The sequence below is a fragment of the Cloacibacterium rupense genome (assembly GCF_014645495.1).
Lineage (GTDB): Bacteria > Bacteroidota > Bacteroidia > Flavobacteriales > Weeksellaceae > Cloacibacterium > Cloacibacterium rupense.
In genome coordinates, this window is the sequence record NZ_BMLV01000001.1 from 156,172 (window position 1) to 183,170 (window position 26,999).

The window sequence follows — 26,999 nt, forward strand, 5'->3', positions numbered from 1 at the left end:
TTCTTATCATTAGCAAGCTATCTTTGTACTCGTAAATCAGAATAATCGCGAAGATTCTTTAAATTAAATTTTAAAATGAAAACTACAATACATACCGCAGACAGCAGAGGATTTCAAAACCATGGTTGGTTAGTAGCCAATCACAGTTTTAGCTTTGCCAATTATTACAACCCAGAAAGAGTACATTTTGGGGTTCTTAGAGTATTGAATGATGATTTTGTAAGTGCAGGAATGGGCTTCGGAATGCACCCTCATTCTAATATGGAGATTGTAACCATTCCGCTTTCAGGTGAATTGCATCACAAAGATTCTATGGGAAACTTCGGAGCCATTAAGAAAGGGGAAATTCAAGTCATGAGTGCAGGTACCGGAATTCAGCATAGTGAATTTAATGGCAATGCTGATAAACCCGTAACTCTGCTTCAAATTTGGGTTATCCCTCGTGAAAATGGAGTAGAACCAAGGTATGACCAACTCAAAATTTCTGACAATGCCGTTGATAATGAGTTCCAACAAATCGTTTCTCCAAATCCTGATGACGCAGGAAGCTGGATTCATCAAGACGCATGGTTTCATCTGGGAAATTTTACAGAAAATGTGAATAGAACTTATCAATTGAAAAAATCAGGAAACGGAGTCTATGTTTTTGTAATTTCGGGAACAGTAAAAATTGGGGATACCACTTTAAATCAAAGAGATGCTCTTGGAATTGAAGAAACCGACCAATTTAATTTAGAAATTTCAGAAAATTCAGAAGTTCTTTTAATAGAAGTTCCTATGAAATTACCTAAATTATAATAAAATTGAAGAATTTATAGTTTAAAATCCATCAACCATCAACTAAAAATGAAAATACTCGCATTTGCTGGAAGCAATTCTTCCACTTCTATCAACAAACAATGGGTAACTTTTGTTTCTCGAAAATTTGAAAATTCTGAAATAGAAATTTTAGATTTAAACGATTACGAAATGCCAATTTACAGTTCAGACCGAGAAAAAAATGATGGTTTGCCAAAATTAGCTTACGATTTTGCCCAAAAAATAGATACTGCTGACCTTCTTTTGGTTTCTTTGGCAGAACATAACGGTAATTATTCCTCGGCGTTTAAAAATCTATTGGATTGGGTGTCTAGAATCCCTGAAAGAAAAATCTTCGGAGAAAAACCAATGTTCCTCATGGCGACTTCACCCGGAAAAAGAGGAGGTGCAAGTGTTTTAGAAATTGCAGAAAAAAGATTTCCTTTTGATGGAGCAAAAATTGTAGAGACTTTTTCTTTGCCTTTTTTCTATGAAACCTTTGATAATCAAAATGGTATCTCAGAGACCGAAAAAGCTGCTGAACTCGAAGAAAAAGTTAAAAAAGTAATAAAAGAAAATTTTTCTTAGTTTTTGATTTGCTTTTAATCAATAAAAAATAGTAATTTTGCGGAAGTAAAAATAAGAAACTTGAACAAAAATTTGCAACATTTTGGCTCACTAAACATCCAAATATTTGGGAAGCTAAAATGCGCAGCTAAATAATCAAAGCCGATAGTCAGAAAGATTGTCGGCTTTTTTATTTAAGTTTTTTCTGTGAAAGTTTGAAGTAAATCTATTAAAAGTGAACATCTTGCAGGGCTCAAGTCCTGCAAGGTTTTCTAAAAAACTGAGAAAAAAATGAGCAATACGTACAAATCTGCAGGAGTAGACAAAGAAGAAGGTTACAAAACCGTTGATAAAATAAAATCTGCAGTCGCTGAAACACACAACAAAAATGTATTGAACGGAATTGGCAGTTTCGGAGCATTCTACGAAATTGGAGGGTACAAAAATCCTGTCTTAGTCTCTGGAACCGATGGTGTAGGAACCAAACTGAAAATTGCTTTAGATACCAAAAAATATGATTCTATTGGGATTGATTGTTTCGCAATGTGTGCCAATGATATCCTTTGCCATGGTGCTAAACCCCTATTTTTCTTAGATTATTTAGCTTGCGGAAAATTAGACTCTGATGTAGCTGCAGAAATTGTTCTAGGAATGGTAAATGCTTGTAAAGACAATAATTGTGCTTTAATAGGTGGCGAAACCGCAGAAATGCCTGGTATGTACCAACCTGGGGATTACGACGTGGCTGGTTTCTGTGTAGGTATTGTTGAAAAAGACCAAATTATAGACGGTTCTAAAATAAAAAAAGGCGACAAAATCATCGCGCTTCCTAGCTCTGGTTTCCACAGCAATGGTTTCTCTTTGGTAAGAAAAATTTTCCCTGATTTCAATGAAGAATTCGAAGGTAAACCCATCCACGAAACCCTTTTAGTGCCTACAAGATTGTATTACCAACCTATTCATAAACTGATGCAAACCGTAGATATTCACGGTATAGCACATATTACTGGCGGTGGTTTAATAGAGAATGTGCCAAGAATTATTTCTGAAGGATTATGCGCAACTATTGACACTTCTAAAATCCAAATTCCAAACATCATGCTAGAAGCAGAAAAACGTGGAAATATCGAAAGAATGGAAATGTTCGGAACCTTCAATATGGGCGTAGGAATGGTAGTGGTAGTAGATGAAAACGAAGCCACCAAAGTTCTAGAAACACTTCCTGATGCCTACGAAATAGGAGAAATTACCGAAAATTCTGAGAAAATAAATTTATTGTAAAATGTAAAAAGTATAATGTAGAAAGTAAATTAAGTTGCTTTTTACATTAAACATTGTACAAAAATGAAAAATATAGTCATTCTAGCTTCTGGTTCTGGTAGTAATCTTCAAAGAATTATCGATTGTATTGACAATGGAGAAATCCCTAACGCTAAAGTAAATTTAGTAGTGGCAGACCGTGATTGCTATGCCCTAGAAAGAGCCAAAAATCACAATATCCCTTTTCAACTTATCAAAAGAGGAAAAGATTTTTCTGAAAATTTAGAAAATCTATTGCCCGAAAATACAGATTTAATTGTTCTCGCAGGTTTTCTTTCGATTTTAAGTAAAGATTTTTGTGAAAAATACAACGGTAAAATCATCAATATTCACCCAGCACTTTTGCCAAAATTTGGTGGAAAAGGAATGTGGGGACATCACGTACACGAAGCGGTAATTGAGGCTAAAGAAAAGGAGAGCGGCGCTACTGTTCACTTCGTCACTTCTGGAATAGACGAAGGTGAAATCATCCTTCAAGGAAAATTTGATATTGATGAAAATGATACTCCCGAAACTCTTGCACAAAAAGTTCACCAAATAGAATATGACATTTTCCCGAAAGCGATTGATTGGGTTTTAAATAAAAGAGTTCCATAGGAACAAGCGATTTTAAAGAATTGGAATTGATTCCAATGAGTTGATAAATTTTAAATAAAAAGTAATAAATAAAAATGAAGAAAAGAGCATTAATCAGCGTATCAGACAAAAACGGTCTTACTGAATTTGCACAATTTTTAGAACAAAACAATTACGAACTGATTTCTACAGGTGGTACGTTCAAGCATCTGAAAGAAGCAGGACTTAATCCCATTCAAATAGATGAGGTAACCAATTTCCCAGAAATGCTAGACGGTAGAGTGAAAACCCTTCACCCAAAAGTTCACGGTGGTTTATTGGCTGTTCGTGATAACGAAGAACACATGAAAACCGTTGCTGAACACGAAATCGGACTGATTGATATGGTGATTGTCAACCTATATCCTTTCTTCGAAAATGTTAATAAAAATATTTCCCTAGACGAAAAAGTAGAATTCATCGACATAGGTGGCCCTTCTATGCTTCGTTCTGCAGCTAAAAATTTCAAATCTGTAGCCGTAATTACAGACGTGGCAGATTATGCTTTGGTTCAACAAGAAATCTCAGAAAACGGAGATTCTACCATAGAAACTCGTAAAAAATTAGCAGGAAAAGTATTCAATCTTACTTCTGCTTATGACGCAGCAATTTCTAAAATGTTGCTAGACGAAGAATATCCAACATACCTTAGCGCTTCTTACAAAAAAGTTTCAGACTTGCGCTACGGCGAAAATCCTCACCAATCAGCAGCATACTACGTTTCAACTTTTGAAAACGGTGCCATGAAGGATTTCGATATTTTAGGAGGCAAAGAACTATCTTTCAATAATCTAAGAGATATGGATTTATGCTGGAAAGTGGTGAATGAATTCAAAGACGAAATGGCGTGCTGCGCCGTAAAACATTCTACACCTTGTGGAGTGGCTATCGGAACCACAGCTCTTGAAACATATACCAAAACTTTTGAGTGTGACCCTGTTTCTATTTTCGGTGGTATCATCGGGATGAATTACAAAGTTGATGCTGCTACTGCAGAAGAACTCAACAAAACTTTCTTAGAAATTGTAATGGCAACAGATTTTGATGATGACGCGCTAGAAATTTTAAGAAAGAAAAAGAACCTTAGAATTATCAAAATCAAAAATCCAGTTTCTGATCAACATACTTGGGTGAAAGTAGATGGCGGAATTTTGGTACAAGACGTAGATGACCAATTTTCTACTGATTTCAAAGTGGTAACTGATGTTCAACCAACCGAAGAGCAGAAAAAAGCATTATTATTTTCTCAAAGAGTAGTAAAATACGTGAAGTCTAATGCCATTGTAGTTTCTAACGGAATTCAAGCCTTCGGAATTGGCGGTGGACAAGTCAACAGAATTTGGGCTACCGAACAAGCAATTTCTAGAGCTAAGGAGAAGTTTTCTGGCGATTTAGTTCTTGCTTCAGACGCGTTTTTCCCTTTCAGAGATGTGGTAGATTTCTGCGCTCAACAAGGCATCACCGCAATTGTACAGCCTGGCGGTTCAGTCAAAGATGCAGACTCTATCGCAGCTGCTAATGAACATGGCATCCCAATGATGTTTACAGGAATGAGACATTTCTTGCATTAATTAAGAAAATTTTCAAACGAAATCAAACAATTGCAAACCACATCAAACAAATTCGTAAATTTGTATTAGACCAATTTACTAACGACTAATAAGATGAAAGTATTAATTATAGGAAACGGCGGTAGAGAATCTGCAGTTGCCAAAAAACTAGCTCACGACAAAAGAATTTCTCAGTTGTATTTCGCCAAAGGAAATGCCACTACTGAAACTCTAGGAAAAAACCTCCCTTTTGATGATATCGCTCAGTTGAGAGATTTCGCCATCAAAGAACAAATAGATTTTACTTTTGTAGGCCCAGAATTACCTTTGGTAAACGGAATTGTAGATGAATTTCAAAAACATAATCTCAAGATTTTTGGCCCTACCAAACGTGCTGCAGATTTAGAAGGCAGCAAAGCCTATTCTAAGAAATTTATGCTACAAAACGGCGTTAGAACCGCCAAAGCAGAGATTTTTGATTCTTACACATTAGCCAAAGAATATGTGCAAAATCAAAAATATCCATTGGTTATCAAAGCAAGTGGTCTTGCTGCCGGAAAAGGCGTAGTAATTTGCGAAGATGTAGAACACGCAGAAGCTACCCTTCGCCAATTTATGATTGATAAAATCTTTGGCGATGCAGGCATCAAAGTCGTGGTAGAACAATTCCTTAAAGGTTTCGAAGCTTCTGTTATCGCTTTCTGGAACGGCAAAAAAGCTTTTCCTTGTGTATCTGCCAAAGACTATAAAAAAATAGGAAATCACGATAAAGGACTTAACACCGGTGGTATGGGTACAGTAGCGCCTAGTCCAGAATTCACCGCAGAACATTTTGCAGATTTCCAAAAAAATATCCTAGAACCTACTGCAAAAGGCATCAAAGACAATGCCCTCAATTTCGTAGGATTTATTTTCTTCGGCGTTTTGGTCGAAAATAATGAATGCTACCTTCTAGAATACAACATGAGACTAGGTGACCCAGAAACTCAGGTAATTATGGCTCTCCTAGAAAGCAACCTTTATGATGTAGTGGCAGATTGTTTCAGAGGTAATGAACTTGACCTTAAGTTTTCTGATAAAAAAGCCGTTTGCTTGGTCATGACTTCTGGTGGTTACCCTGGTAACTACGAAGTAGGCTACGAAATTACCGGCCTAGATAAAGTAAAAGATAGTGAGGTACTTTTTGCTGGGGCAGAAATCCAACACGGTAAAATAGTGACCAATGGTGGTAGAGTCCTCAATATTGTGGCAACAGGAGACACCTATCAAGAAGCCAGAAAAAAAGTGTACCAAGATGCCAAAACTTTGCATTTTGATTACGCATATTACAGAGAAGACATCGGGAATTTCTAGAATTTTTAGAAGCTACTCCCGCTTTCCGCTCTTACTCCTCGCTCCATTGCCATGGCCTATGCTTGCTGTGGGGTAACCGCTGCAATCGGGGCTAGTTACATTTAGAAATATTAATTGATAGATTTTTTAACATCAAACATCAAACATCAAACATTATCAATCATCAATCATCAATCATCAATCATCCATCATCCATAATCAAACATCCATCATCAAACAATAAAAAATGAATAACGGTATCATCATCTTAGACTTCGGTTCTCAATACAACCAACTCATCGCAAGACGAGTTCGCGAATTGGGAGTATATTCCGAAGTTTTACCTTTCAATACACCTTTAGCAGAAATTTTAGACAAAAAACCAGTCGGTATTATCCTTTCTGGTGGACCTAGCTCTGTAAACGCAGAAGACGCCCATTTAGTAGAAAAATCGCTTTTCGAAGCGGGTATCCCTGTTCTGGGAATTTGCTACGGCATGCAACTCACCACTCATGTCTTGGGCGGAAAAGTGAAAAAAGGCGTAAAAGGAGAATACGGAAAAGCCAATCTGCATATCGACAAAACCTCAAAACTTTTTGAAGGCGTTTCTACAGATTCCATCGTTTGGATGAGCCATTTCGACGAGGTAGAAGTAGTGCCTCAAGGTTTCGAAATCAATGCCAAAACAGACGTTATCTCTGCCATTTCTAACGAAGCTCAGAATATCTACTGTGTGCAGTTTCATCCAGAAGTTTCACATTCTGAAGAAGGTTCTAAAATGCTAGAAAATTTCGTTTTCGGAATTTGTAATGCAGAAAAAAACTGGAAACTTACCAATTATATCGAAAAAACAGTAGCCGAAATCCGCGAAAAAGTAGGAAACGAAAAAGTAATTCTTGGCCTATCTGGTGGGGTAGACTCTTCCGTAGCGGCAGTGCTTATTCATAAAGCTATTGGCGACCAATTACAATGTATTTTTGTAGATACCGGTTTGCTGAGAAAAGATGAAGGCAAAAAAGTAATGGAAAATTATGGAGAACATTTCCATATGAACATTAAAATGATTGACGCTTCTGAAAGATTTTTATCTAAATTAGCTGGTGTTTCAGACCCAGAACAAAAACGCAAAATCATCGGAAACGAATTCGTTCATGTCTTTGATGAAGAATCTCATAAAATTGAAGGCGCAAAATTCTTAGCCCAAGGTACCATTTATCCAGATGTTATAGAATCTCAATCGGTAAAAGGACCTTCTGCAGTGATAAAATCTCACCATAATGTAGGAGGCTTACCAGAAGAAATGAAAATGGAACTGCTAGAACCATTGCGCGAATTGTTTAAAGATGAGGTAAGAAGAGTAGGAGAAGAACTAGGAATTCCGCATCATTTGGTGTACAGACATCCTTTCCCTGGTCCAGGTTTAGGAATCAGAATTCTTGGCGAAGTGGATGAAGAAAAAGTGAAAATCTTACAAGAAGCAGACGATATCTTCATAGAAGAATTGTATAAAAATGATTTGTACGAAAAAGTTTCTCAAGCTTTTGTAGTCCTTCTTCCTGTAAAATCTGTTGGGGTAATGGGCGACGAAAGAACCTATGAATACACCGCAGTAGTTCGTTCTGCCAATACCATCGATTTTATGACGGCAACATGGAGCAAACTTCCTTATGAATTCCTAGAATTGGTTTCTAACAGAATCATCAACGAAGTCAGAGGCATCAACCGTGTAACCTACGATATTTCTAGCAAACCACCTGCAACGATAGAATGGGAATAAAAATTAAAAGCTGTTTCAGAAATTTGAAACAGCTTTTTTATTTTAAGATATTCCTTGGATTGCAAGAGAATCAAAATCTGACTCGTTAAAACATCTACTATAAAAAATACTTCTCCAATATCTGCTCCATAGGTGCAGAAGGTCTGTAAAATATTAGAAGTCCCATAAATTGTGCGCTCCGTAGGTGCGCTACGTCTTTACAATAAATTTAAAATTTTAAATAATGATTAAAACAAAATTTCGTTAGAATTTTAAACAACTAAATTTTTATGAAACTATTAATCAATATTATTATTTCAATACTTTTTCTTAACTGCAATCAAGCCAATGAAAATATTTCTAGAACGATTCTAGAATCCAATAAGACTGACCTTAAACCACAAAAAGACCATAAAAGAATTGCCAAAAAAGCTCAGGAAGCCTTCTTGTTTTGTGAAAATCAAAAAATGAATACTGATTTTTGTATTTTAATAGATATGAGTATTCATTCTGGACTTAATAGATTTTATATTTGGGATTTTAATAAAAAGCAAATCACAAATGAATATCTTGTTGGTCACGGCTGTGGCCTAAATTCTTGGTCTAAAACAGATAGTAAAGACAGTCCTAAATTTAGTAATGAAGATGGAAGCCATCTATCCTCATTAGGAAAATATAAAATCGGGGAGAGAGGTTACAGCCAATGGGGAATTCATGTTAAATATCTGCTTCATGGTTTAGAAGATACCAATAACAATGCTTTAAAAAGAATAATTGTATTGCATTCTTGGAGCGAAATGAGTAATTCTGAAGTTTATCCAGAAGGTAGTCCAGAAGGTTGGGGTTGCCCAACGGTTTCTAATGAAGCAATGAAAATCATAGATGAAAAATTAAAAAATACAAATAAACCTGTTTTGCTTTGGATTTTTAATTAATACTTGATTTTTTTTATTAATTTTAAATCTTAAATAAAACATCCGATGAAAAAACTATTACTATTCAATTTATTTCTATTATTTGTCACTTTATCTGCCCAAAAATCAGAAACCAATGGCATTCTAGGAGATTACAACGGAGACGGCAAAAAAGAATATGCCTATTCTAAAGTGTCAGATTGCTCAGACGATTGCTCGGGCAAATGCATGACTACAGTATATTTCAGTGATGAAAATTTAAAACCATTCACCATGCAAAATGCTAAAAATGGTGACTTGTATAACCTCAAAGACCTGAACGACGATGGAAAAGATGAACTGGGTTTTTATCCCAATTGGTGCTCCAGTTGTTGGTTATCTTTCTATGTGTATACTTTTAAACAAAACGAATTCAAATATTTAGTTGACCCTATCGCTACCCATTGCATCCAATGGAATGATGATGACAAACTACCAATTGAAAAAAGTAAAAAAGGTTATGTAAAAATCACCACCAGCGTTTCTAAAAATAATGACATAAAAACCGTTTCAAAATTGGTGAAAATTAAAAACTAGAATCATTTCTATTTTAAACAATTGATAAACATCACCAGATGTTTCTTAGTGCACTCAAAAACCCAAAGCAAGTCAAAAAAACTTTGCGAACTTTGTGTTAAAATTTTTCAATGAACACCCAAATGAAATCAAAAATCTCCACGAACTTTGCAGAATAAAACCCCCATTTTTCCATAAATATTGAAAATCAGTTCAGAAATCGTACTTTTGCAAAATGGAAAAACCAACATTCGCAGATTTTGATTTACCAAAACAGCTCAATTCGGCTTTAGAAAAACTAGGAATTTCTGAGCCAACTCCTATTCAGTTAAAGTCTTTTTCGCCCATCATGTCCGGAAAAGATGTCATGGGAATTGCTCAAACTGGTACCGGTAAAACATTAGCGTATCTCTTACCCGTTCTTAAAACTTGGAAATTCAATAAAAATGGAAGTCCAACGGTTTTAATCCTAGTGCCAACTCGTGAGTTGGTGGTACAAGTGGCCGAAGTGCTAGAAAAATTAACCGATGAAATGTCGGCTAGAGTGCTCGGAGTTTACGGTGGAGTAAATATCAATACTCAAAAATTGTTGGTGTACGAAGGAGTAGATATTTTGGTAGGAACTCCTGGTAGAGTGATGGATTTAATGAAAGATGCCGTTCTTAACCTTAAAGATTTAAAAAAACTCATCATCGATGAATTCGACGAAATGCTTTCCCTTGGTTTCAGACGCCAACTAGAAGATATTTTTACCATGATGAGCGAACGCAGACAAAACATCCTTTTTTCTGCTACCATGACAGACGAAGTAGATGCTATGCTAGAAGAATATTTCAAAAATCCTCAAGAAATTTCTTTGGCAAGAAGCGGAACTCCTCTAGAAAAAATTGCTCAAAATGCCATTCCTGTCAAGAATTTTAATACCAAATTAAATCTATTGGTTCACTTGCTGAGAACGGATGCCGATTTTGAAAAAATTCTAATCTTTGCCAATAATAAAAAACACGCCGATTTAATTTTTGAAAAAATTGACGAAGAATTCCCTGGTGAATTTGGAGTCATTCACTCCAATAAATCTCAAAATTTCAGACTAAGAACCATGAAGTCTTTCTCTGATAATGAATTGAGAGGAATTATCACTACAGATGTTATGGCGCGTGGTCTTGATATTCCAGATGTTTCTCACGTTTTTAACTTTGAAATCCCAGAAATTCAGGAACAATACATCCACAGAATTGGTAGAACGGGTAGAGCAGACAAAGAGGGGATTGCCATTTCTTTTTACACTCCGAAAGAAGAAGAGCGTTTCATAGAACTAGAAATGTTCATGAACAAAGAGGTGAAAAGATTAGAATTTCCGGATGAAGTAAAAATTTCTGAGGTGAAAATTCCTGCAGAAAGAGAAGTGGTGAAAATGAAAAATCCTGTTCAGTACAAAAAGATAGAACCAGGCTCTGCTTTCCACGAGAAAAAAGATAAAAATAAAAAAATCAATCTTGGCGGACCAAGCAAACGTAAACCGCCAAAAACTAAACCTGCCAATAGAGCACAAGCGAAAGCAAAATCTATCGCCAAAAGAAAAAAGAAATAAATTTTAATCTATATTTTATGGATTAAAATTTTCATAAATAATTCTATAAAATTACTGAATTGATAAGCTATTTCAAAAAAGATTGAAATAGCTTTTTTATATGGAGAATCATTCTTTCTATCAATGGAATTTTATGTGAAAAATTCAACCTTTTCAATACTTTTGTTCAAATTTTCAGGGTTCCTAAATAAATATCTCACCCTCATTTAGACCAAAATTGTTAAAAAGATGAATGATTTTATTGCAGCTAGAGGACAAATGGCCGTTTCATTAGCTTTTCACATTATATTTTCTTGTGTCGGAATGGTAATGCCTTTTTTAATGGCTTTTTCTCATTACAAATACCTAAAAACAAACAACGAAATTTACAAAGGTCTTACCAAAGCTTGGAGCAAAGGAGTAGCCATTTTATTTGCTACTGGCGCTGTTTCTGGGACCATGTTGTCATTCGAACTAGGATTATTATTCCCAAAATTCATGAAACACGCAGGTCCTATTTTTGGAATGCCTTTTTCATTAGAAGGAACCGCTTTCTTTATAGAAGCGATAGCATTGGGTTTCTTTTTGTACGGTTGGGATAAGTTTAACAAGTGGTTTCATTGGTTTTGTGGATTTTTAGTAGGAGTTAGTGGTCTTGCTTCGGGCATTTTAGTAGTTGCCGCCAATGCTTGGATGAACAGTCCTTCTGGATTTGATTATGTGAACGGAAAATACCTCAATATAGACCCTATAAAAGCAATGTTCAATGAGGCTTGGTTCTCACAATCATTGCACATGTCTGTTGCCGCATTTTGTGCTACTGGTTTTGCTGTAGCCGGACTTCACGCTTACTTTTTATTGAAAGGCAAAAACAGAGAATTTCACACCAAAGCGTTTAGAATAGCAGTGATTTTTGGAATTTTCGGAGCAATTCTAGCGCCAATTTCAGGAGATGTAGCCGCGAAATCTGTCGCCAAAAGACAACCGATAAAATTGGCAGCAATGGAAGCGCATTTTGAGACAGAGAAAGGTGCTTCTTTCCTCATCGGTGGAATTCCTGATGAAAAAGCTGAAACGGTGAAGTATGGCATTAAAATCCCGAAATTATTGAGTTTCTTGGTTGATGGAAATCCAAATTCTGAAGTAAAAGGTTTAAAAGATTTTCCGAAAGAACACTGGCCACCAGTTGCAGTTACACATTTTGCATTTCAAATCATGATTTTCTTCGGAACAGTAATGATGGGGATTTCTGTATTGTACCTTTTTGCTCTGTTCTTTAAGAAAAATTGGCTAGAAAAACATTGGCTATTGAAGTTATTCGTCATTGCTACTCCTTTCGGATACATCGCTCTAGAAGCAGGATGGACAGTAACTGAAGTAGGAAGACAACCTTGGATCATCTACGGAATTATGAAAACAGCCGAAGCGGTTACGCCTATGCCAGGAATACAGTATTCATTTTATTTGTTTACCTTAATTTTTATATCATTATCTCTCATTATCATCTTTTTACTGAGAAGACAAATCAAAATGGTGCCTTATCTATATGATGCTACAGACCCACTGTTTCACTCTAAAAAATAATTAAAATGTTGTACGTAGTTATTGCTTTTCTTTTTCTATCGGTAATTTTATATATTCTATTAGGTGGAGCAGATTTCGGGGCAGGAATTGTGGAGCTGTTTACGGGCAAAAAAGCCAGAAATAGAACTCAAAATCTAATGTACGAATCTATCGCTCCCGTTTGGGAAGCCAATCATATGTGGTTAATTATTGCCATTGTAGTGGTTTTTGTAGGATTTCCAGATATATATGAAGTGCTTTCGGTGTATCTGCATATTCCATTGGTTTTAATGCTTTTAGGAATTATTGCCAGAGGAACAGCCTTTACTTTTAGAAATTATGATGCCATAGATGACAATTGGAAAAATGTCTACAGAGAAGTTTTTTACTATTCTAGTTTGGCAACGCCATTTTTTATCGGAAGCATTGTGGCGGCCACTATTTCTGGAAGTATAAATCCTGATGCTAAAGATTTTTTATCTCTTTATGTTTACAGTTGGTTCAATCCTTTTGGGATGGCAGTGGGTATTTTCACCATCGTTATTTGTGGTTATTTAGCATCCATCTATTCTCTCAGAGAAGCAGATTCTAAAGCAGATGTAAAACAAATGATGAAGAAAACCAGAGATATGATGCTGGCGGTTTTTGTTTCTGGTGGATTGGTTTTTGTTGTGGCTTATTTTTCAGGAATTCCTTTGATAGATTGGGTGTTTACAGGAGCCATTGGCATTACAGCAGTGGTGGCTGCTACCATTTCTTTGGGCATTTTATTGTGGTGCATCAATCATAATTTTTTATGGCCAGTAAGAGGTTTAGGAGCTTTCCAAATTATTATGATTATGACGGCGGCAGCTTACAGACATATTCCTAATATTATTCTATTGGGCAACGGAAAGCATATTTCATTAATAGAAAATACCGCTCCAGAATCTACTCTTACTGTGTTAGGTTATGCTTTGTTGATTGGCTCTGTGTTTATTTTACCTTTTTTATTTTATTTGATGTTTTCCTTTTCTAAAGCAGGGAAAAGGGGAGAGTAAGTATTGTTTTGTCAGTTTAAGTTGTAGCTATTACAATTAATCCCTTATTTTTATTTAATGTGAAATGAATAATAAATTTCAATAAACTCTAATGCCGTATTCCTTTTATTGTCAGTGTTTTAAGTAAAAAGTCTCTCCAAACATCTGTCCGAAGAGACTTTTTACTTAATTTTTGATAAATTAAACCCCAAGAGTAAAAATTTTCATCATTCATCACCCATCATCCATCACCCATCTTCCATCACCCATCACTCATCATCCATCACCCAACATCCATCACCCAACTTCTGACTCCCATCTCCCATCTTCCATCTTCCATCTTCCATCACTCATCATTCATCACCCATCACCCATCTTCCATCACCCATCATCCATCATCCATCATCCATCATCCATCATCCATCACCCATCTTCCATCTTCCATCTTCCATCTTCCATCACCCATCACCCATCACTCATCTCACTCCCCCGGTATCTGCTCCACCAAAATGGCATTTCCTAATTTATCAAAATACGTGCAAGTCATCGTATCCATTCGGATTTCCCATTTCTCAATTCCTGTGTCTGCACACATTTTTATAAAGGTGAGGTAATCGGTTTTGCCTTGTTGGTGTGCCAATAACTCTGCCTTAAAAACCGCTACATTGGCCTCATCTGAAATATTCATTACAGCATATTTCTCTGGTACTTGCGCGGTATAGCCATCAGCTCCATGATAATCGATATGCCCATCTGATACATATGCTTCATAATGGGTTACGCCCAGTTTTTTAATTTCTTGAATATAAGAAGGGAAATCGGCACCTGATTTTACTTTACTATGTGCTGCTTTAATTTGTTCTACTGTAAACATCTTTTCTTATTTTTATAGTGATACATTTCTTTAATTGCATTCATCTTAATTGTAGAATTTGCAATGCTACTCCTTTGGTGTTTTTTCAATGAAATTCGATAAAAATCAACATTAATGGCTTCTGATTTTAATTTTAAGTCCAATCCATTATGATAGATGCCAAAATCTATTTTTTCTGAAATGGGCATATCTACCCCTAAATATTGGTTAAATTCTTGAAAGTTTTCAAATGTAATTTTGCCCTAATTTATAGGGCAAAATTACAATAAATTATTTTTCTAAGTAAGCCCAAGCAAAATTAGGATGATGTCCGTCTCTTCTTGCCATTTTCACCCAAAGTAAGGTCATGTGCTCCAAGTGTAACGCTTGATCTAGTTTTCCAGTGTCTAAAGTTTTATAACCCATATCGGTATTAATTTTAGAAACTATATTTTTTGCCTCTGTATCATTTCCTGCAATCATCATTACTGGTTTTACGTTGTAATTAGGAAAATTACTATCAATGAAATTCTCAAAACCATAAATCGTGAAAGCTTTTACTACTTTAGCATCTGGCGCCCATTCTTGAATTTTTTCGCTGCCCGAAATTTCACTTTTTAATCCGTGAGATATTCCCATTCCAACTGGATTGGTACAATCAACTAAAACTTTTCCGTTGAATGTCAAACTTTTAAGAATTTCTTCATTGGCTTGGAATGGAGTTGCCAAAAAAACAACCTCAGCCTCATCAATAGCTTCTTGTATTTTCTTTACAGAGAAGTTAGCATTTTGTTCTAATGCTTTTTTAACGGTTTCTGAATTTTCATCGTTATTGGCTACAATAATTTCGTGACCTTTTCTCTGTAAATTGTTGGCAATGGCAAAGCCTACATTGCCTATACCTATAAATGCGAGTTTCATATTTTATCTACTTAATAAATTAATTACTAATTCTGCTGCAGCAGCTCCAGAGTTTTGTTGTTGACCTGTAATCAAATTTCCGTCTGCAATTGCATACGAACTAAATGGAGCCGCTACTTTAAAGTTTGTTCCAGCTATTTTTTTAGCTTCATCTTCAATTTTGTAAGGTTGAATTTTCATGCCTACAGCTTGGTCGGCAAACTCTTCCTCTGCATCAGCAAAACCTGTCCATGTTTTTCCTTTTACCAATAATTCCCCATTAGATGTTTTGGTTTCTAATAATAGGGTAGTAGAGTGACAAACAGCAGCACTCGGTTTTCCACTTTCATAGAAATCAACAAAAAGTTTTTGCAGTTCCGTATTTCCTTTGTAAGTGTACATTGGACCTTGACCTCCCACTAAGAAAATAGCATCATAATTTTTGGCATCAACAGTAGTCAACTTTTTGGTGTTTTTCAACATTGCATTAAATTCAGGTTTTTGCATATAACCCAATGTAATAATGTCATGAGCCGAATATCCACTTGCATCAGTAGGATTAGAATAACCATCCATCATTAAATCACCACCTTCAGTTGAAACCAACTCCACATCATAACCCGCTTCTTGAAATACTCTTAGAGGATGGGTTAATTCTGCTGCCCAAAAACCAATGGGCCAACCTGTTTGTTTGCTTGTACTTGGTGAACTCGCTACCATTAAAATTTTTCCTTTCGAAGGTGCACCATGAAAATGCACATAACTGTTAACTTCTTTTACTTGTTCCATTTTTTTAGATTTTTTATTTGTCATGTTTTTATTTGTTTGAGCAGTCCCAAAAAAAGGGAATGCGAATACTAATGTCAATAGAAATAATTTTTTCATTTTGTATATTTTTTGAATTTAACAGTACAAATTTATTTTAGCTATTTAGTGTAAACAATATCTGCGTATCTTTGTAAGTAACTAACAAAAATGTAAGTATGCCAGATTTCGTCAAAGACAAACGATTGTTTCATAATCCTGTAGAATTCGCAATGAATAAAATAGGAGGTACTTATAAAATGCCCATTTTGTGGCGATTAAAGGATAAAAAGTGGCGTTTTAGTGAATTACAAAAAAGCCTTTCACACGTATCGGATAGGATGTTGTCAAAGGCATTAAAGGAATTAGTTGAAGATGGTTTTGTGACGAAAGAAGTCTTCCCAGAAGTTCCGCCAAGAGTTGAATACTCAATCACAGAAAGAGGAATGAAATCAATTGAAATTATTGATGCTTTAAGAAACTACGGATTAGATTTAATGAAAGATTTTGGAATTGAAAATCATTAATCATATAGCTTTTGCATTAGTGATTATCAATTTATCTTTCATTAACTTCATATTCTCACTAATCTTTCTATCCAAAACTTTTTGGAGTTGCAAAAGAGTGACGGGCAACATGAAAGGTTTACTCCTTTTCTAATTCACAATCTTTAGCTTTTTTTCAATTCTATTTCTTAAAGACTTTCTCCATCTCATAAAATCATCACCATTAAAAAATTATATACCTTTGTAATGATTTGAATTTTACAATCATGACTGATATAAGCATCAAAGAGTTTTATAAAGAGATATTAGGCGAAAACGCAGGACTAATCGATATCATAGACAGCCAAGGCAATGCTGAACTAGGCCATTTTAATGTATTCGAAACTGAAAAATTTTATTTCAGTGGAAAGAAAAAATCTGAAATGACCTACAACAGAAGATTATATTACAAAATTAGTCTAATAAAAGGTGAAAATCTTGTAGAATACGCAGACAAAACAGTTCTCATTCAACAGCAAGGCATTTTATTCGCTACACCACGCATTCCCTATAGATATACACCAATTAGTAAAAAACAGTCTGGCTTTTTTTGTGTTTTTACTAAAGAGTTTATGTCTAAATCAAAAACAGGTTTACTCATAGACGAATTGCCAATTTATCTGCCGAATAGTGATTTCGTATTTCAATTAAATGATAAACAATATCTTGAAATGGAAGTCATCTTCAAAAAAATGAATCAGGAAATGTCTTCTGACTATGCTTATAAATATGATTTGTTGCGCAATTATGTCTTAGAATTAATACATAACGGACAAAAATTAAATCCCATAAAAAGCGCCGAAACCACAACCAATGCGGCAAGTAGAATATCTTCATTGTTTATAGAACTATTAGAAAGACAGTTTCCTATAGAGAATGAAGCTCAAGTCTTACAACTCAAAACACCTACTGATTTTGCCAAAAATTTGGGCATTCATATCAATCATCTTAATAAAGTGTTAAAACAAACTACTGGCAAAAGAACTTCAGAAATTATCAACGGTAGAATCGCGGAAGAAGCCAAAATATTACTCAAAAAAACAAGATGGAATGTGTCTGAAATTGCCTACACCCTAGGTTTTGATGAAGTGGCTCATTTTTCTAATTTCTTTAAAAAACATACAACATTGTCTCCCGTGAAATTTAGAAATTGATTGAAATTTACAAATACTAGTTTGCTATTTGTAACTTCCTTTTTGATGAAAATACAGAAATTTGCAACCTAAACATAATACAGATTAAAATGAAAACAACAAACAAAGTAGCTTTAGTAACGGGTGGCAGCCGTGGGCTAGGAAAAGATATGTCTTTACAATTGGCTAAAAAAGGATTTGATATCATCTTTACCTACAATAGTAGCGCCAGTGAAGCCGCAAAAGTAGTCGATGAAATTATGGCTTTGGGCAAAAAAGCAAAAGCCATTCAACTTGAAGTGTCTCAATCTAAAAATTTTGACGCTTTTGTTCAACAAGTCAAAGAAGTTTTAAATCAAGATTTTGAAACAGATAGCATTTTTGCTTTAGTCAATAATGCAGGGGTTGCCGCTTATACCAGCATAGCCGAAACTTCAGAAGAAGTTTTTGACTCGATGGTAAACATTCATCTGAAGGCCCCTTATTTTATCACTCAAAAACTTCTTCCTATAATCAGTGATGGGGGGAGTATAGTAAATATTTCATCGGGATTAACAAGGTTTAGTTACCCCAATTATGCTCCTTATGCCATTATGAAAGCTGCCATTGAAAGCTTATCCAGATATCAAGCACAAGAATTTGCAAGTAGAAAAATTCGCGTCAATACCATTGCCCCAGGAGCTATTGCTACAGATTTCGGAGGCGGCGCAGTAAGAGATAATAAAGATTTAAATGCCATGATTGCCAATACTACAGCTCTTGGTAGAGTAGGATTACCAGATGATATCGGCTCTGTAGTCGCTTTTCTTTGCAGCGACGATGCTAAGTGGGTAAATGCCCAACGCATCGAAGTTTCTGGTGGAGTGCATATATAAAATTAAACTTAGATTAAGTATTTAATTCCCAAATACTATCTCAAAAATAGACACTATCCCAGAAAGTGTGTAAGTTAAAAAGTTAAGGCTTGGATTTTACAATCTAAGCCTTTTTTAATAATCATAAATTAGATTTTGTAGTCAACCAATATCAGGGACGTACAATCTCCCTTCTTCCATCTCCCATCTTCCATCTTCCATCTCCCATCATCCATCAACCAACTCCCTTCTTCCATCTCCCATCTTCCATCTCCCATCTCCCAACTCCCATCACCCATCAATCATCAATCATCATCCATCAATCATCATCCATCATCCATCAATCATCATCCATCATCCATCTTCCATCTTCCATCCCCCAACTCCCATCTCCCATCATCCATCTCCCAACTCCCTTCTTCCATCACCCTTCTTCCATCTCCCATCTTCCATCTTCCATCAAGACAACACCTGACTAAACTCTTTCCTATAATCAGAAGGACTCTTTCCTGTATATTCCTTAAACGTTCTATTGAAATAACTGAAATTATTAAAACCGCTTTCAAAGCAGATTTCTGTAATACTCATCGGCTGTTCTGCCAATAGTTTTTGTGAATGAATCACCCGATATTCATTAACAAACTGCGTAAAGGTCTTGTTGGTAATCTTCTTAAAATACCTACAAAATGACGGTACCGTCATATTGGCAATATCCGAAACTTCCTCTAAACTGATAGCTTCTCTGAAATGGTTCTTGATGAAATTAAGAATAAGGTTGATTCTTTCATTATCTTCTACCTGCGTTTGCAAATAGTATTTACCCGCGTTTAAGATTTGGTAATCATCGGTATTCGCCAACTCATTCAGCAGGTCTAATAATTTGGATAATTTCTTTAGCGAACTGGCATTGTGCAACGAAATGATTTTCTTCTCAAGCAATTTCTTGGTTGCATCTCCAAATACAAGTCCAGATTTACTGCTGTGAATCAACTGAGCTACTTTCGCCATTTCCGGAGTTTGCCAGATTTCTTTGCCTAAAAACTCTTTCTTAAATTGTATCACAATTTCAAAATCATTCTTGGTATTCTCATTGGTCAAACCACAATGGGGCAAATTACTGCCTATCATCACCAAATCTCCTCTCTTAAAATAGGTGATGCTGCTCCCAATCTGCCTTTTACCCGAACCTCCACCCACATAAACAATTTCTATTTCTGGGTGATAGTGCCAATGGTTGGCTTTGGCGTTTTCATTCCTAGAAAATCTAAGGGTAGTAAAACTACTCCCTATACTAGGTTTAATGGCTTCAAATGAGGGATTTAAATGCTTCATAACCGCTTTTTCATAAACTTGTTAAAATTAATAAATATTTTAACTGTCTCATATTAACATTTGTTAATATTAAATTTAATTGCCTATGTTAATATTGTACATATATAAGAGAATTCTATGCTAGATTATTGATGATTCAGCATATACCTTTGTCCCAGGATTAATTTGATAACACACAAACTTATTTATTATGAAAAATGTATTAAAATTTGGATTTATTGCAGGATTTGCTTTTTTTACAGCAACTGCTTCAGCGAAAACGAATAACCATTCTGTAGTGGTTGAAAAAGTAAGCAGCAATGCTACTAACCCAGGGAAAGACAAAAACATCGATGCAGAAAATATACTGAAACCTCAGTTTTTGGTTGAAAGAAATTGGGTGAAATTATCTTTGGATAACTTGAAAGATGAAGTGAAAATTTCTGTATTTGACCTTTCTGACGATGTATATTACAGTGCTGTACAAGCACCTAAAAATGGAAAAATTAACATCCATTTTAACCTAAACCCTGAGACTTCTAATGCTTATGTCATCAGAATCGAAAGAAATGGAGAGGTTTTCGAAAAAACTTTTTTTGTTGACTAATCACGACAAAAAAATTATTTAAAACTGTTGTGAAGGGGGTGTCAGTATACTGATACTCCCTTTTTTATGCCCTAAGAATTTTTTCCATCGCCTTTCCCTTCGCCAATTCATCAATCAACTTATCCAAATACCTTATTTTTTGCATTAGGGGGTCTTCTATCTCTTCTACACGGTAACCGCAGATGACTCCTGTAATCTTAGAAACATTAGGATTCAATGCCGGCGCTTCTGCAAAAAAAGTTTCGAAATCAGTTTTATTTTCTAAAATTTCTTTCAATCCCTTTTCGTCATAACCCGTCAACCAATAGATGATTTCTTTCACCTCAGACTCCGTTCTGCCTTTCTTCTCTGCCTTTTGCACGTAATGTGGATAGACACTCGCAAAAGACATTTTATAAACTCGGGTGTTGTTCATCGATTCTTATTTTATGCTAAAATATTGATTTTTTATGAATACAAAATAGCATCTACCAAATTAGTCCAACCACATCACTAATCCATTATACCACTAACCAACTAATCAACCAACTTTACAACTTTACAACTTTACAACTTTACATTTTTACAACTTTACAACTTTACAACTTCACAACTTTACAACTTTACAACTTTACATTTTTACAACTTTACCACTAACCACTCAACAATTAATAGAACATATTTCACATTTAAGTTTTGGATTTTCCTTATTTTTGTACAATACTTGCTTTTCATGCAAAAAATATCGCTTCTCCTGAGAAAATTAAAATCCTACATGATGCCTATTGCCATGCTTTTAGGTTTTATTTTGTATCAACAAATGTCTGCCTTATCTTTTTTGGTGCCTTATTTAATCTTCATCATGTTGCTGCTTACATTTGTTAATATCTCCTGGAGCAATATTTATTTCTCTAAAATGCACTTTTGGATGCTCCTATTTCAGGTAACAGCAAGTGGAGTAGTGTACTATCTCATCAATCCGTATAATTCTATTTTAGCACAAGGAACTATGATTTGCATAGTGGCTCCCACAGCTACTTCTGCACCAGTAATCACCAAAATGCTAAACGGAAATGTAGAAAACCTTACCTCTTATTCACTATTAAGCAATTTGCTCTTGGTTCTGGTAGCACCCTTGCTATTTTCAGAAATAGGATTCCACAATTTACCTTTTTTAGACTCTGCCTGGCATATCTCCAAAAGGGTAGCCCTGCTCCTAATATTACCTTTACTCATCGCGTTTTTTATCAATAAATATGCCCCTAAAACGGCTAATTTTTTACAAAAAAAATCAGATTTTTCCTTCTATTTATGGAGCTTAGCACTCACCATAGTCTCTGGCAGAACCCTCCATTTTATCCTTTCTCAAGGTGAATCTTACTATAAAATAGAACTCTTACTGGCGGTTTTCTCTTTCTTAGTCTGCGTTTTTCAGTTTTGGATAGGTAGAAAAATCGGTAGAAAATACCAAAACACCGTGGCTGGTGGACAAGGACTCGGACAAAAAAATACCATTCTCGCCATCTGGATGGCTCAAGTCTACCTCAATCCCATAGCTTCCATTGCACCAGGACTCTACGTCATCTGGCAAAATAGCGTCAACTCTTGGCAGGTCTTTAGAAATAGAAAAAATTTAAACTAACCAACTAACCTCTCCCTATTTTCCCCTCTAAAAAGAAGGATACCCTTAAGGCGGAGTGTGTACTTATCAACCTCCGAAAGATTCTCAGGGCAACGGAACTGCACCTTTAGGAGGTTGAGCATCTCACATTAAAAAAACAATTTTACTCCCTATAGAGTTGGGGCAAAGAAAATTGTTCTCCAACAAACAACAATCGTAACCATTCCCCTTCCTTGAAGGGGTGGCTTTCGAACTCGTTCGAAAGACGGGGTAGTGTAAAACTCATCACTTAAGAAAATGAAGATTTTACATCCTTTAGGAATGAGGAGAATTAAAGTCTTCATTTTCAATTACTAACCAATTCCCCATCCATCAATAGGAACGGGCTTTAGCCCGTTTAAAAAATTGAAATTAAAATTGGCTTTAGCCAAAACCTAGAAAATCAATGTTTTTTTATTCAAAAATCAACTGATTTTCATCAATTCCAATCAAAATTGTGCCCTCTAGTATTGGTAATTCTTGCACATTCAGTATATTTGTATAAAACATATAATCAAAAACTCAATAATTACAGTCTTAATATAGAATTCTTGCTGGTTTTCATTGGATTTGATTATTTAATTAATTGTTGAAAATCAAAAACAATGTTTAAAATACTACCCCTAATTTCTTTCCTTTTATTCTTTACCCATGTAAAGTTTTTTTCGCAAATTGATAAAAATGGAAACCCTGTTTTTAATAGCGTGAATATTGAAAAGACGAATCTCGACGATTTCGAAATAATCTCTAATTATTATACCATCAAAGATAATATAGATAATAAATTATCTTCTGTTTTTGTTAGTGAAAGTCCTTCAATAGAGGATTTTATAAATTTTTCTACCAAATTACCTTCCTACTATTTTATATTGATAGATAAGGGAAATGTACAAGGAATGGCAATGTTAATTCCAAGTCCTAAAGATGACTCTTATTTTTATAATGTAATAATTCCTAACAATAATTCTAATATTATTATTCCTTCTTCGCTTCGAGGAAAAATTACGGAACATAGGGCGAAGGAGCTTGCTGTAATCAAAAATAATGATTCTAAAATTACGGATAACCAATTTCATATCAGCAATACGAGTTTAGAAATTATCCCTTTTCAAAAGGTGCTTTCAGAATTTAAAGATGTTGTAGTAGATAAAATAAAATCGGCATCCAAAACAGATAATAGATTAGAAGAATATATCAAATCAGAATCAAAAGAAGGCGGTAAGTTTGACTTTAAAAAGAAATTAGAGGATTCCGAAGGATTAATTGCTTACGAAAGTATTTTATATAATAAAAAGGATTTTGCAATTTTAATGTGGTCTGCCGCAGTTAAAAGCTTAGGTTATAATGATTTTGATAAAGCCAAAGATTTATGGAAGAGCATTAATGGTAGAGAACTCACAGAACCAGAACTAAAAGCATTTAAAAAAGGATTTGAAATCAAACTTAAATAATTAATAAAATATATAAACTAATGAAACCAATTTCAATTTTTCTTATTTTAATGTGGTCAATTTCTATTTTTTCACAAGAGAATAAAATTTCGGACAACGAATTTCAATTAAAATTAGATTCTATAAAAAGTGAAGGTAATTTGTTATATTCTCTAGAAAATGCTTCATGGAATGCTTCAGACATAATTAGAGAAAACAAAATGCTAAGAAATGAAGTAGGGCAGTACCTTACTTATAAATCAAATGATACAGTAAAAACTGTTTTTTTGAATAAAAAAGCAGATAAAGTGATGGTAGAATATTTATTTCTAAATAATTCTAAAAAAGCGATTAAACATAGACTAAAAGAAAGAGACCTGAATTCTTTGGAATTAGATCTAAAAAATAATAGAGAAAAATTAATCTCACAATTGTCTGACCCAAAATACGAAGTAGGAGTACCAGAAGGTTTTAGCCTAAATTTAATTACAATCCCTTCTGGAAATAAGTTTAGAACATACATAATTACTGGCGCTAATGATTCTGGAGTAATACCATTTGGTAATGATTACCTTTTCGTAACAGATAAAATTGGTAATATACTAGAATCCAAAAAATTCCATTCTAGACTTATTCCTCAGTACACATCTACCGCACAAGGCGAAATGTCTATGTCCACACATAGTCACCTGAAAACAAATTCTTTTATTTCTGCAACAGATATATGTACTTTTAAGTTATATGCTCCTTTTACTAAGTTAGAAAAGTTCTTTGTTTATTCGCCTGCTTACAGTACTTATTTTGAATATGATGGTAAAAAGGACACTTTAAAAAAAGTAAAATCTCCATTTTAGAAAATATAAAAAGTAAAAAAATCTCATTATTAATCATAAAAGCAATATAAATGAACTTTTTAAAAAAAATATTCGGCGCAAAACCTGACCATTCCGCTTCACAAAATCATCAATATATTGTAATTACCCTGAATGACAGAATCCAACCTTTTGATAGAGGAGAATACTACGAAGACCCTTTAGATGAATTTCTAAAAACTAATAATTTAGGCGAAATATCAGGAGGGGGAACCTTGCAAGATGCAGATGGTGAAATAGAATTTGTAGATATCGAAGTAGAATTAGCACTTGATGTAGATACCAATATTGCAGTTCAAAAAATAATGAACTTCCTAAAAACCAAAAAAATACCCAAAAACTCTAAAATAACCATTGAAACAACCAATGAAGTGATTGAGTTTGGAGATAATGAAGGTTTGGCAATTTATCTAGATGGAGTAAATCTAGAACCAGAAGTTTATCAGAATTCAGATTCTAACTTTGTAGTCTCTGAAATCAAAAGATTAATTGATGACAAAGACGAAACAGTAAGGTTCTGGGAATTTCCAGAGAAAACAGCACTTTACTTTTATGGTGATTCTTTTGTAGAAATGAACAAACTAATAGAACCTTTTGTAAGTACATATCCGCTTTGTAAAAATGCAGTGATTAAACAGATTTCTTAGATTCCTATGGTTAAAAATTAATCTTTTATCAATGAAAATACTCATTTCACCAGTCTTAATTCTCGTTTTCATGATGCTCTTGGGTTTTAATGACTATAATTCTAAATCTGAAACAGAGAAAAAAGAAGTATTGTTACTTGCAACTCAGAATTTTAATGACTTAATTAAAATAAATAGGACTTTTAAAATACTTTCGGATAGCAGTTATATTTTCACCGAATTGGTAAAAGAAGAAAATCATTCTAAAAGTGAAACATTTCAAGGTTTGGTAAAGATAGATAATGACACCATCAAATTTTCTCCTTTTTTACTAGATTTTAATATTTCGGAGACAGCAGTTCTAAAAAATGGTTTTATAGAATTTATTGACGGAGAATATCCTGAGAGAATGAAATTTGAAATAACAAAACTAAATGTCAATAACAATTTAGACACCCAAAAGTTTCCTAATTATGCAATATTTACATTTTACAAGAAGTTCAATAAACAAGAATGGCAAAAAGAATATTCTAATTATGATTTGAATAACCAAGAATTACTAAAAATAGATCAAATCTTCAAAAAAGAATTTTCTAATAATAAAAGATTAGAAACCTTCGACAAATATTTAAAACAGATTGTTGCTGTAAGAAATAATAAAAATGAAATATTAATTCAAGCTCATTTTTTTTGTAAAAATACTTCTTTGTTAGAAAGCTATCAATATTATGAATCAATGATGAACGACGGAGGCAACTGCAATGTTTATGCAGAACTGAATTTAACAACCGGGAAATTTAATTACTTCAACATTGCAGGATTAGCTTAAAAAACAACTTGTTATGAATAAAATAATTCTTACCTCAGTTTTTTTATTTTTTTTGGCTTGTAATAATCAAAAAATACAGCCAAATTCAAATGATATTATTGTCTTTGGGGAGCAAATCAAAGATGAAAGTCATCATAAAGAAATTCATGAAAATTTAGATTTGGCATCTAAAGAATCTAATAAAAATGATTCAATATTAGTTTCACTTTATAGTTTAAGTGAAAAAAATCCAACTTTAGCAATAAAAAAAGCAGATAGTGTTATACAAAATGCAAAAAAAGAAACCGATAAAATAAAATTAATGGTTAGGAATTCTTTATTGAGTTCTTTTAGTTATTTTATGGCTGAAACAAAATACAGGATTGGAGATTATAAAAGTTCCTTAGAAATTCTTGAAAAAGAAGATGACTTTTCTGATGATAATGCCGCAGCATTGGCAGCCAACTACATTAAATTAGGAAAACCAGAAAAAGCAAAACCTTTGATTGATAGCATTAGAAATTATTTAACAGATTATGCTCGTGCTAATTATTATGAATGTGTAGGAGACAAGAAGCAGGCTTTTAAAATTTATGAAAAAATAAAAAATGATAAATCAATTAAGCATTACGCCTATTACCAACTGGCTGCAAATAGATATAATGAACTTTCTAAGCCTAATCCAAAATTATTAAATGAAATATACTTTCCTACAGGAAATCCAAATTTTGATATTGCAGATTCTGATGATGTAAACAGAAGTAAAATTTTTGATTTATTCTTAAATATGCCAGAAGTGAATAAATGTAAATGTGGTGTTTACATTGTTGAGTCGCCTCAAGAAAATGAAAAAGATTATTACTGGATAAAAATTGGAAATATTGAAAGTGACAACATAAGTGATATTGGTAATTTGGAGAAATTAACCACAAAATATGATTTTTATATTTACCCCAAAAATAACTTTGATATAAAATTCTATAATCCTAAAACTAAACAAACGATGAGTTTAGAAGAATGGAGAAGTAACAGATAATAATTGAAAATGTATCACCAGC

At 34.1% G+C, this 26,999-nt stretch carries 27 protein-coding genes; 22 read left to right on the plus strand and 5 right to left on the minus strand.

What is annotated here, in order from left to right:
- Nucleotides 1-75: 75 nt before the first annotated feature.
- The 12 genes from IEW40_RS00720 to IEW40_RS00775 all read left to right on the plus strand — a co-directional run bounded on the left by IEW40_RS00720 (nt 76) and on the right by IEW40_RS00775 (nt 13,580).
- Nucleotides 76-798, plus strand: a complete 723-nt coding sequence (locus IEW40_RS00720; RefSeq protein WP_188616159.1) for a pirin family protein — start codon at nt 76-78, stop codon at nt 796-798.
- A 48-nt stretch (nt 799-846) separates the two neighbouring features.
- Complete coding sequence (locus IEW40_RS00725; RefSeq protein ID WP_188616160.1) at nt 847-1,386, plus strand: NADPH-dependent FMN reductase; 540 nt, start codon at nt 847-849, stop codon at nt 1,384-1,386.
- A 270-nt stretch (nt 1,387-1,656) separates the two neighbouring features.
- Nucleotides 1,657-2,646 carry a phosphoribosylformylglycinamidine cyclo-ligase gene (gene purM / locus IEW40_RS00730; protein WP_188616161.1) on the plus strand — a complete coding sequence of 330 codons (990 nt, stop codon included), beginning with the start codon at nt 1,657-1,659 and terminating at the stop codon, nt 2,644-2,646.
- Nucleotides 2,647-2,709: 63 nt separating this feature from the next.
- Nucleotides 2,710-3,282: a phosphoribosylglycinamide formyltransferase gene (purN, locus tag IEW40_RS00735; RefSeq protein WP_188616162.1), complete on the plus strand. Its 573-nt coding sequence runs from the start codon at nt 2,710-2,712 to the stop codon at nt 3,280-3,282.
- A 74-nt stretch (nt 3,283-3,356) separates the two neighbouring features.
- Complete coding sequence (purH, locus tag IEW40_RS00740; protein ID WP_188616163.1) at nt 3,357-4,871, plus strand: bifunctional phosphoribosylaminoimidazolecarboxamide formyltransferase/IMP cyclohydrolase; 1,515 nt, start codon at nt 3,357-3,359, stop codon at nt 4,869-4,871.
- 93 nt (nt 4,872-4,964) lie between these two features.
- On the plus strand, nt 4,965-6,203 hold the full coding sequence (purD, locus tag IEW40_RS00745; RefSeq protein ID WP_188616164.1) for a phosphoribosylamine--glycine ligase: 1,239 nt from the start codon (nt 4,965-4,967) through the stop codon (nt 6,201-6,203).
- A gap of 226 nt (nt 6,204-6,429) precedes the next feature.
- Nucleotides 6,430-7,959, plus strand: coding sequence for a glutamine-hydrolyzing GMP synthase (gene guaA / locus IEW40_RS00750; protein WP_188616165.1), 1,530 nt, complete (start codon nt 6,430-6,432; stop codon nt 7,957-7,959).
- Nucleotides 7,960-8,228: 269 nt separating this feature from the next.
- Nucleotides 8,229-8,873: a murein L,D-transpeptidase catalytic domain-containing protein gene (locus IEW40_RS00755; RefSeq protein WP_188616166.1), complete on the plus strand. Its 645-nt coding sequence runs from the start codon at nt 8,229-8,231 to the stop codon at nt 8,871-8,873.
- A gap of 45 nt (nt 8,874-8,918) precedes the next feature.
- Nucleotides 8,919-9,428 carry a hypothetical protein gene (locus tag IEW40_RS00760; protein WP_229663341.1) on the plus strand — a complete coding sequence of 170 codons (510 nt, stop codon included), beginning with the start codon at nt 8,919-8,921 and terminating at the stop codon, nt 9,426-9,428.
- Between the two features lie 214 nt (nt 9,429-9,642).
- Nucleotides 9,643-10,998 carry a DEAD/DEAH box helicase gene (locus tag IEW40_RS00765; protein WP_188616167.1) on the plus strand — a complete coding sequence of 452 codons (1,356 nt, stop codon included), beginning with the start codon at nt 9,643-9,645 and terminating at the stop codon, nt 10,996-10,998.
- Nucleotides 10,999-11,226: 228 nt separating this feature from the next.
- Nucleotides 11,227-12,561 carry a cytochrome ubiquinol oxidase subunit I gene (locus IEW40_RS00770; RefSeq protein ID WP_188616168.1) on the plus strand — a complete coding sequence of 445 codons (1,335 nt, stop codon included), beginning with the start codon at nt 11,227-11,229 and terminating at the stop codon, nt 12,559-12,561.
- 5 nt (nt 12,562-12,566) lie between these two features.
- Nucleotides 12,567-13,580 carry a cytochrome d ubiquinol oxidase subunit II gene (locus IEW40_RS00775; protein ID WP_188616169.1) on the plus strand — a complete coding sequence of 338 codons (1,014 nt, stop codon included), beginning with the start codon at nt 12,567-12,569 and terminating at the stop codon, nt 13,578-13,580.
- Nucleotides 13,581-14,040: 460 nt separating this feature from the next.
- Here the strand turns inward: IEW40_RS00775 and IEW40_RS00780 are convergent, their stop codons facing one another.
- The 3 genes from IEW40_RS00780 to IEW40_RS00790 form a co-directional block, all read right to left on the minus strand.
- Nucleotides 14,041-14,433, minus strand: a complete 393-nt coding sequence (locus IEW40_RS00780) for a DUF1398 domain-containing protein (RefSeq protein ID WP_188616170.1) — start codon at nt 14,431-14,433, stop codon at nt 14,041-14,043.
- 270 nt (nt 14,434-14,703) lie between these two features.
- Nucleotides 14,704-15,333, minus strand: a complete 630-nt coding sequence (locus IEW40_RS00785; protein WP_188616171.1) for an NADPH-dependent F420 reductase — start codon at nt 15,331-15,333, stop codon at nt 14,704-14,706.
- A gap of 3 nt (nt 15,334-15,336) precedes the next feature.
- Complete coding sequence (locus tag IEW40_RS00790) at nt 15,337-16,197, minus strand: type 1 glutamine amidotransferase domain-containing protein (protein ID WP_229663342.1); 861 nt, start codon at nt 16,195-16,197, stop codon at nt 15,337-15,339.
- Between the two features lie 98 nt (nt 16,198-16,295).
- Between IEW40_RS00790 and IEW40_RS00795 the strand changes: the two genes are divergently transcribed.
- The 3 genes from IEW40_RS00795 to IEW40_RS00805 all read left to right on the plus strand — a co-directional run bounded on the left by IEW40_RS00795 (nt 16,296) and on the right by IEW40_RS00805 (nt 18,669).
- Nucleotides 16,296-16,643, plus strand: a complete 348-nt coding sequence (locus IEW40_RS00795) for a winged helix-turn-helix transcriptional regulator (RefSeq protein WP_188616172.1) — start codon at nt 16,296-16,298, stop codon at nt 16,641-16,643.
- 245 nt (nt 16,644-16,888) lie between these two features.
- Nucleotides 16,889-17,815: an AraC family transcriptional regulator gene (locus tag IEW40_RS00800; protein ID WP_188616173.1), complete on the plus strand. Its 927-nt coding sequence runs from the start codon at nt 16,889-16,891 to the stop codon at nt 17,813-17,815.
- A gap of 89 nt (nt 17,816-17,904) precedes the next feature.
- Complete coding sequence (locus tag IEW40_RS00805; protein ID WP_188616174.1) at nt 17,905-18,669, plus strand: SDR family NAD(P)-dependent oxidoreductase; 765 nt, start codon at nt 17,905-17,907, stop codon at nt 18,667-18,669.
- Between the two features lie 438 nt (nt 18,670-19,107).
- Here the strand turns inward: IEW40_RS00805 and IEW40_RS00810 are convergent, their stop codons facing one another.
- Nucleotides 19,108-19,980, minus strand: coding sequence for an AraC family transcriptional regulator (locus IEW40_RS00810; protein WP_188616175.1), 873 nt, complete (start codon nt 19,978-19,980; stop codon nt 19,108-19,110).
- Nucleotides 19,981-20,170: 190 nt separating this feature from the next.
- On the opposite strand from IEW40_RS00810, the gene IEW40_RS00815 reads away from it, so the two are divergent.
- Nucleotides 20,171-20,566 (plus strand): hypothetical protein, encoded by a 396-nt coding sequence (locus IEW40_RS00815; RefSeq protein WP_188616176.1) that lies wholly within the window; start codon nt 20,171-20,173, stop codon nt 20,564-20,566.
- 64 nt (nt 20,567-20,630) lie between these two features.
- Here the strand turns inward: IEW40_RS00815 and IEW40_RS00820 are convergent, their stop codons facing one another.
- Nucleotides 20,631-20,981 (minus strand): DUF2200 domain-containing protein, encoded by a 351-nt coding sequence (locus tag IEW40_RS00820; RefSeq protein WP_188616177.1) that lies wholly within the window; start codon nt 20,979-20,981, stop codon nt 20,631-20,633.
- A 297-nt stretch (nt 20,982-21,278) separates the two neighbouring features.
- On the opposite strand from IEW40_RS00820, the gene IEW40_RS00825 reads away from it, so the two are divergent.
- The 6 genes from IEW40_RS00825 to IEW40_RS00850 all read left to right on the plus strand — a co-directional run bounded on the left by IEW40_RS00825 (nt 21,279) and on the right by IEW40_RS00850 (nt 26,977).
- Nucleotides 21,279-22,187, plus strand: coding sequence for a hypothetical protein (locus IEW40_RS00825; protein WP_229663343.1), 909 nt, complete (start codon nt 21,279-21,281; stop codon nt 22,185-22,187).
- 623 nt (nt 22,188-22,810) lie between these two features.
- On the plus strand, nt 22,811-23,656 hold the full coding sequence (locus tag IEW40_RS00830) for a hypothetical protein (RefSeq protein WP_188616178.1): 846 nt from the start codon (nt 22,811-22,813) through the stop codon (nt 23,654-23,656).
- 20 nt (nt 23,657-23,676) lie between these two features.
- Nucleotides 23,677-24,489 (plus strand): hypothetical protein, encoded by an 813-nt coding sequence (locus IEW40_RS00835; protein ID WP_188616179.1) that lies wholly within the window; start codon nt 23,677-23,679, stop codon nt 24,487-24,489.
- Nucleotides 24,490-24,539: 50 nt separating this feature from the next.
- Nucleotides 24,540-25,154, plus strand: coding sequence for a hypothetical protein (locus IEW40_RS00840; protein ID WP_188616180.1), 615 nt, complete (start codon nt 24,540-24,542; stop codon nt 25,152-25,154).
- A gap of 31 nt (nt 25,155-25,185) precedes the next feature.
- On the plus strand, nt 25,186-25,962 hold the full coding sequence (locus IEW40_RS00845) for a hypothetical protein (RefSeq protein ID WP_188616181.1): 777 nt from the start codon (nt 25,186-25,188) through the stop codon (nt 25,960-25,962).
- Nucleotides 25,963-25,975: 13 nt separating this feature from the next.
- Nucleotides 25,976-26,977 carry a tetratricopeptide repeat protein gene (locus tag IEW40_RS00850; RefSeq protein ID WP_188616182.1) on the plus strand — a complete coding sequence of 334 codons (1,002 nt, stop codon included), beginning with the start codon at nt 25,976-25,978 and terminating at the stop codon, nt 26,975-26,977.
- Nucleotides 26,978-26,999: the final 22 nt, after the last annotated feature.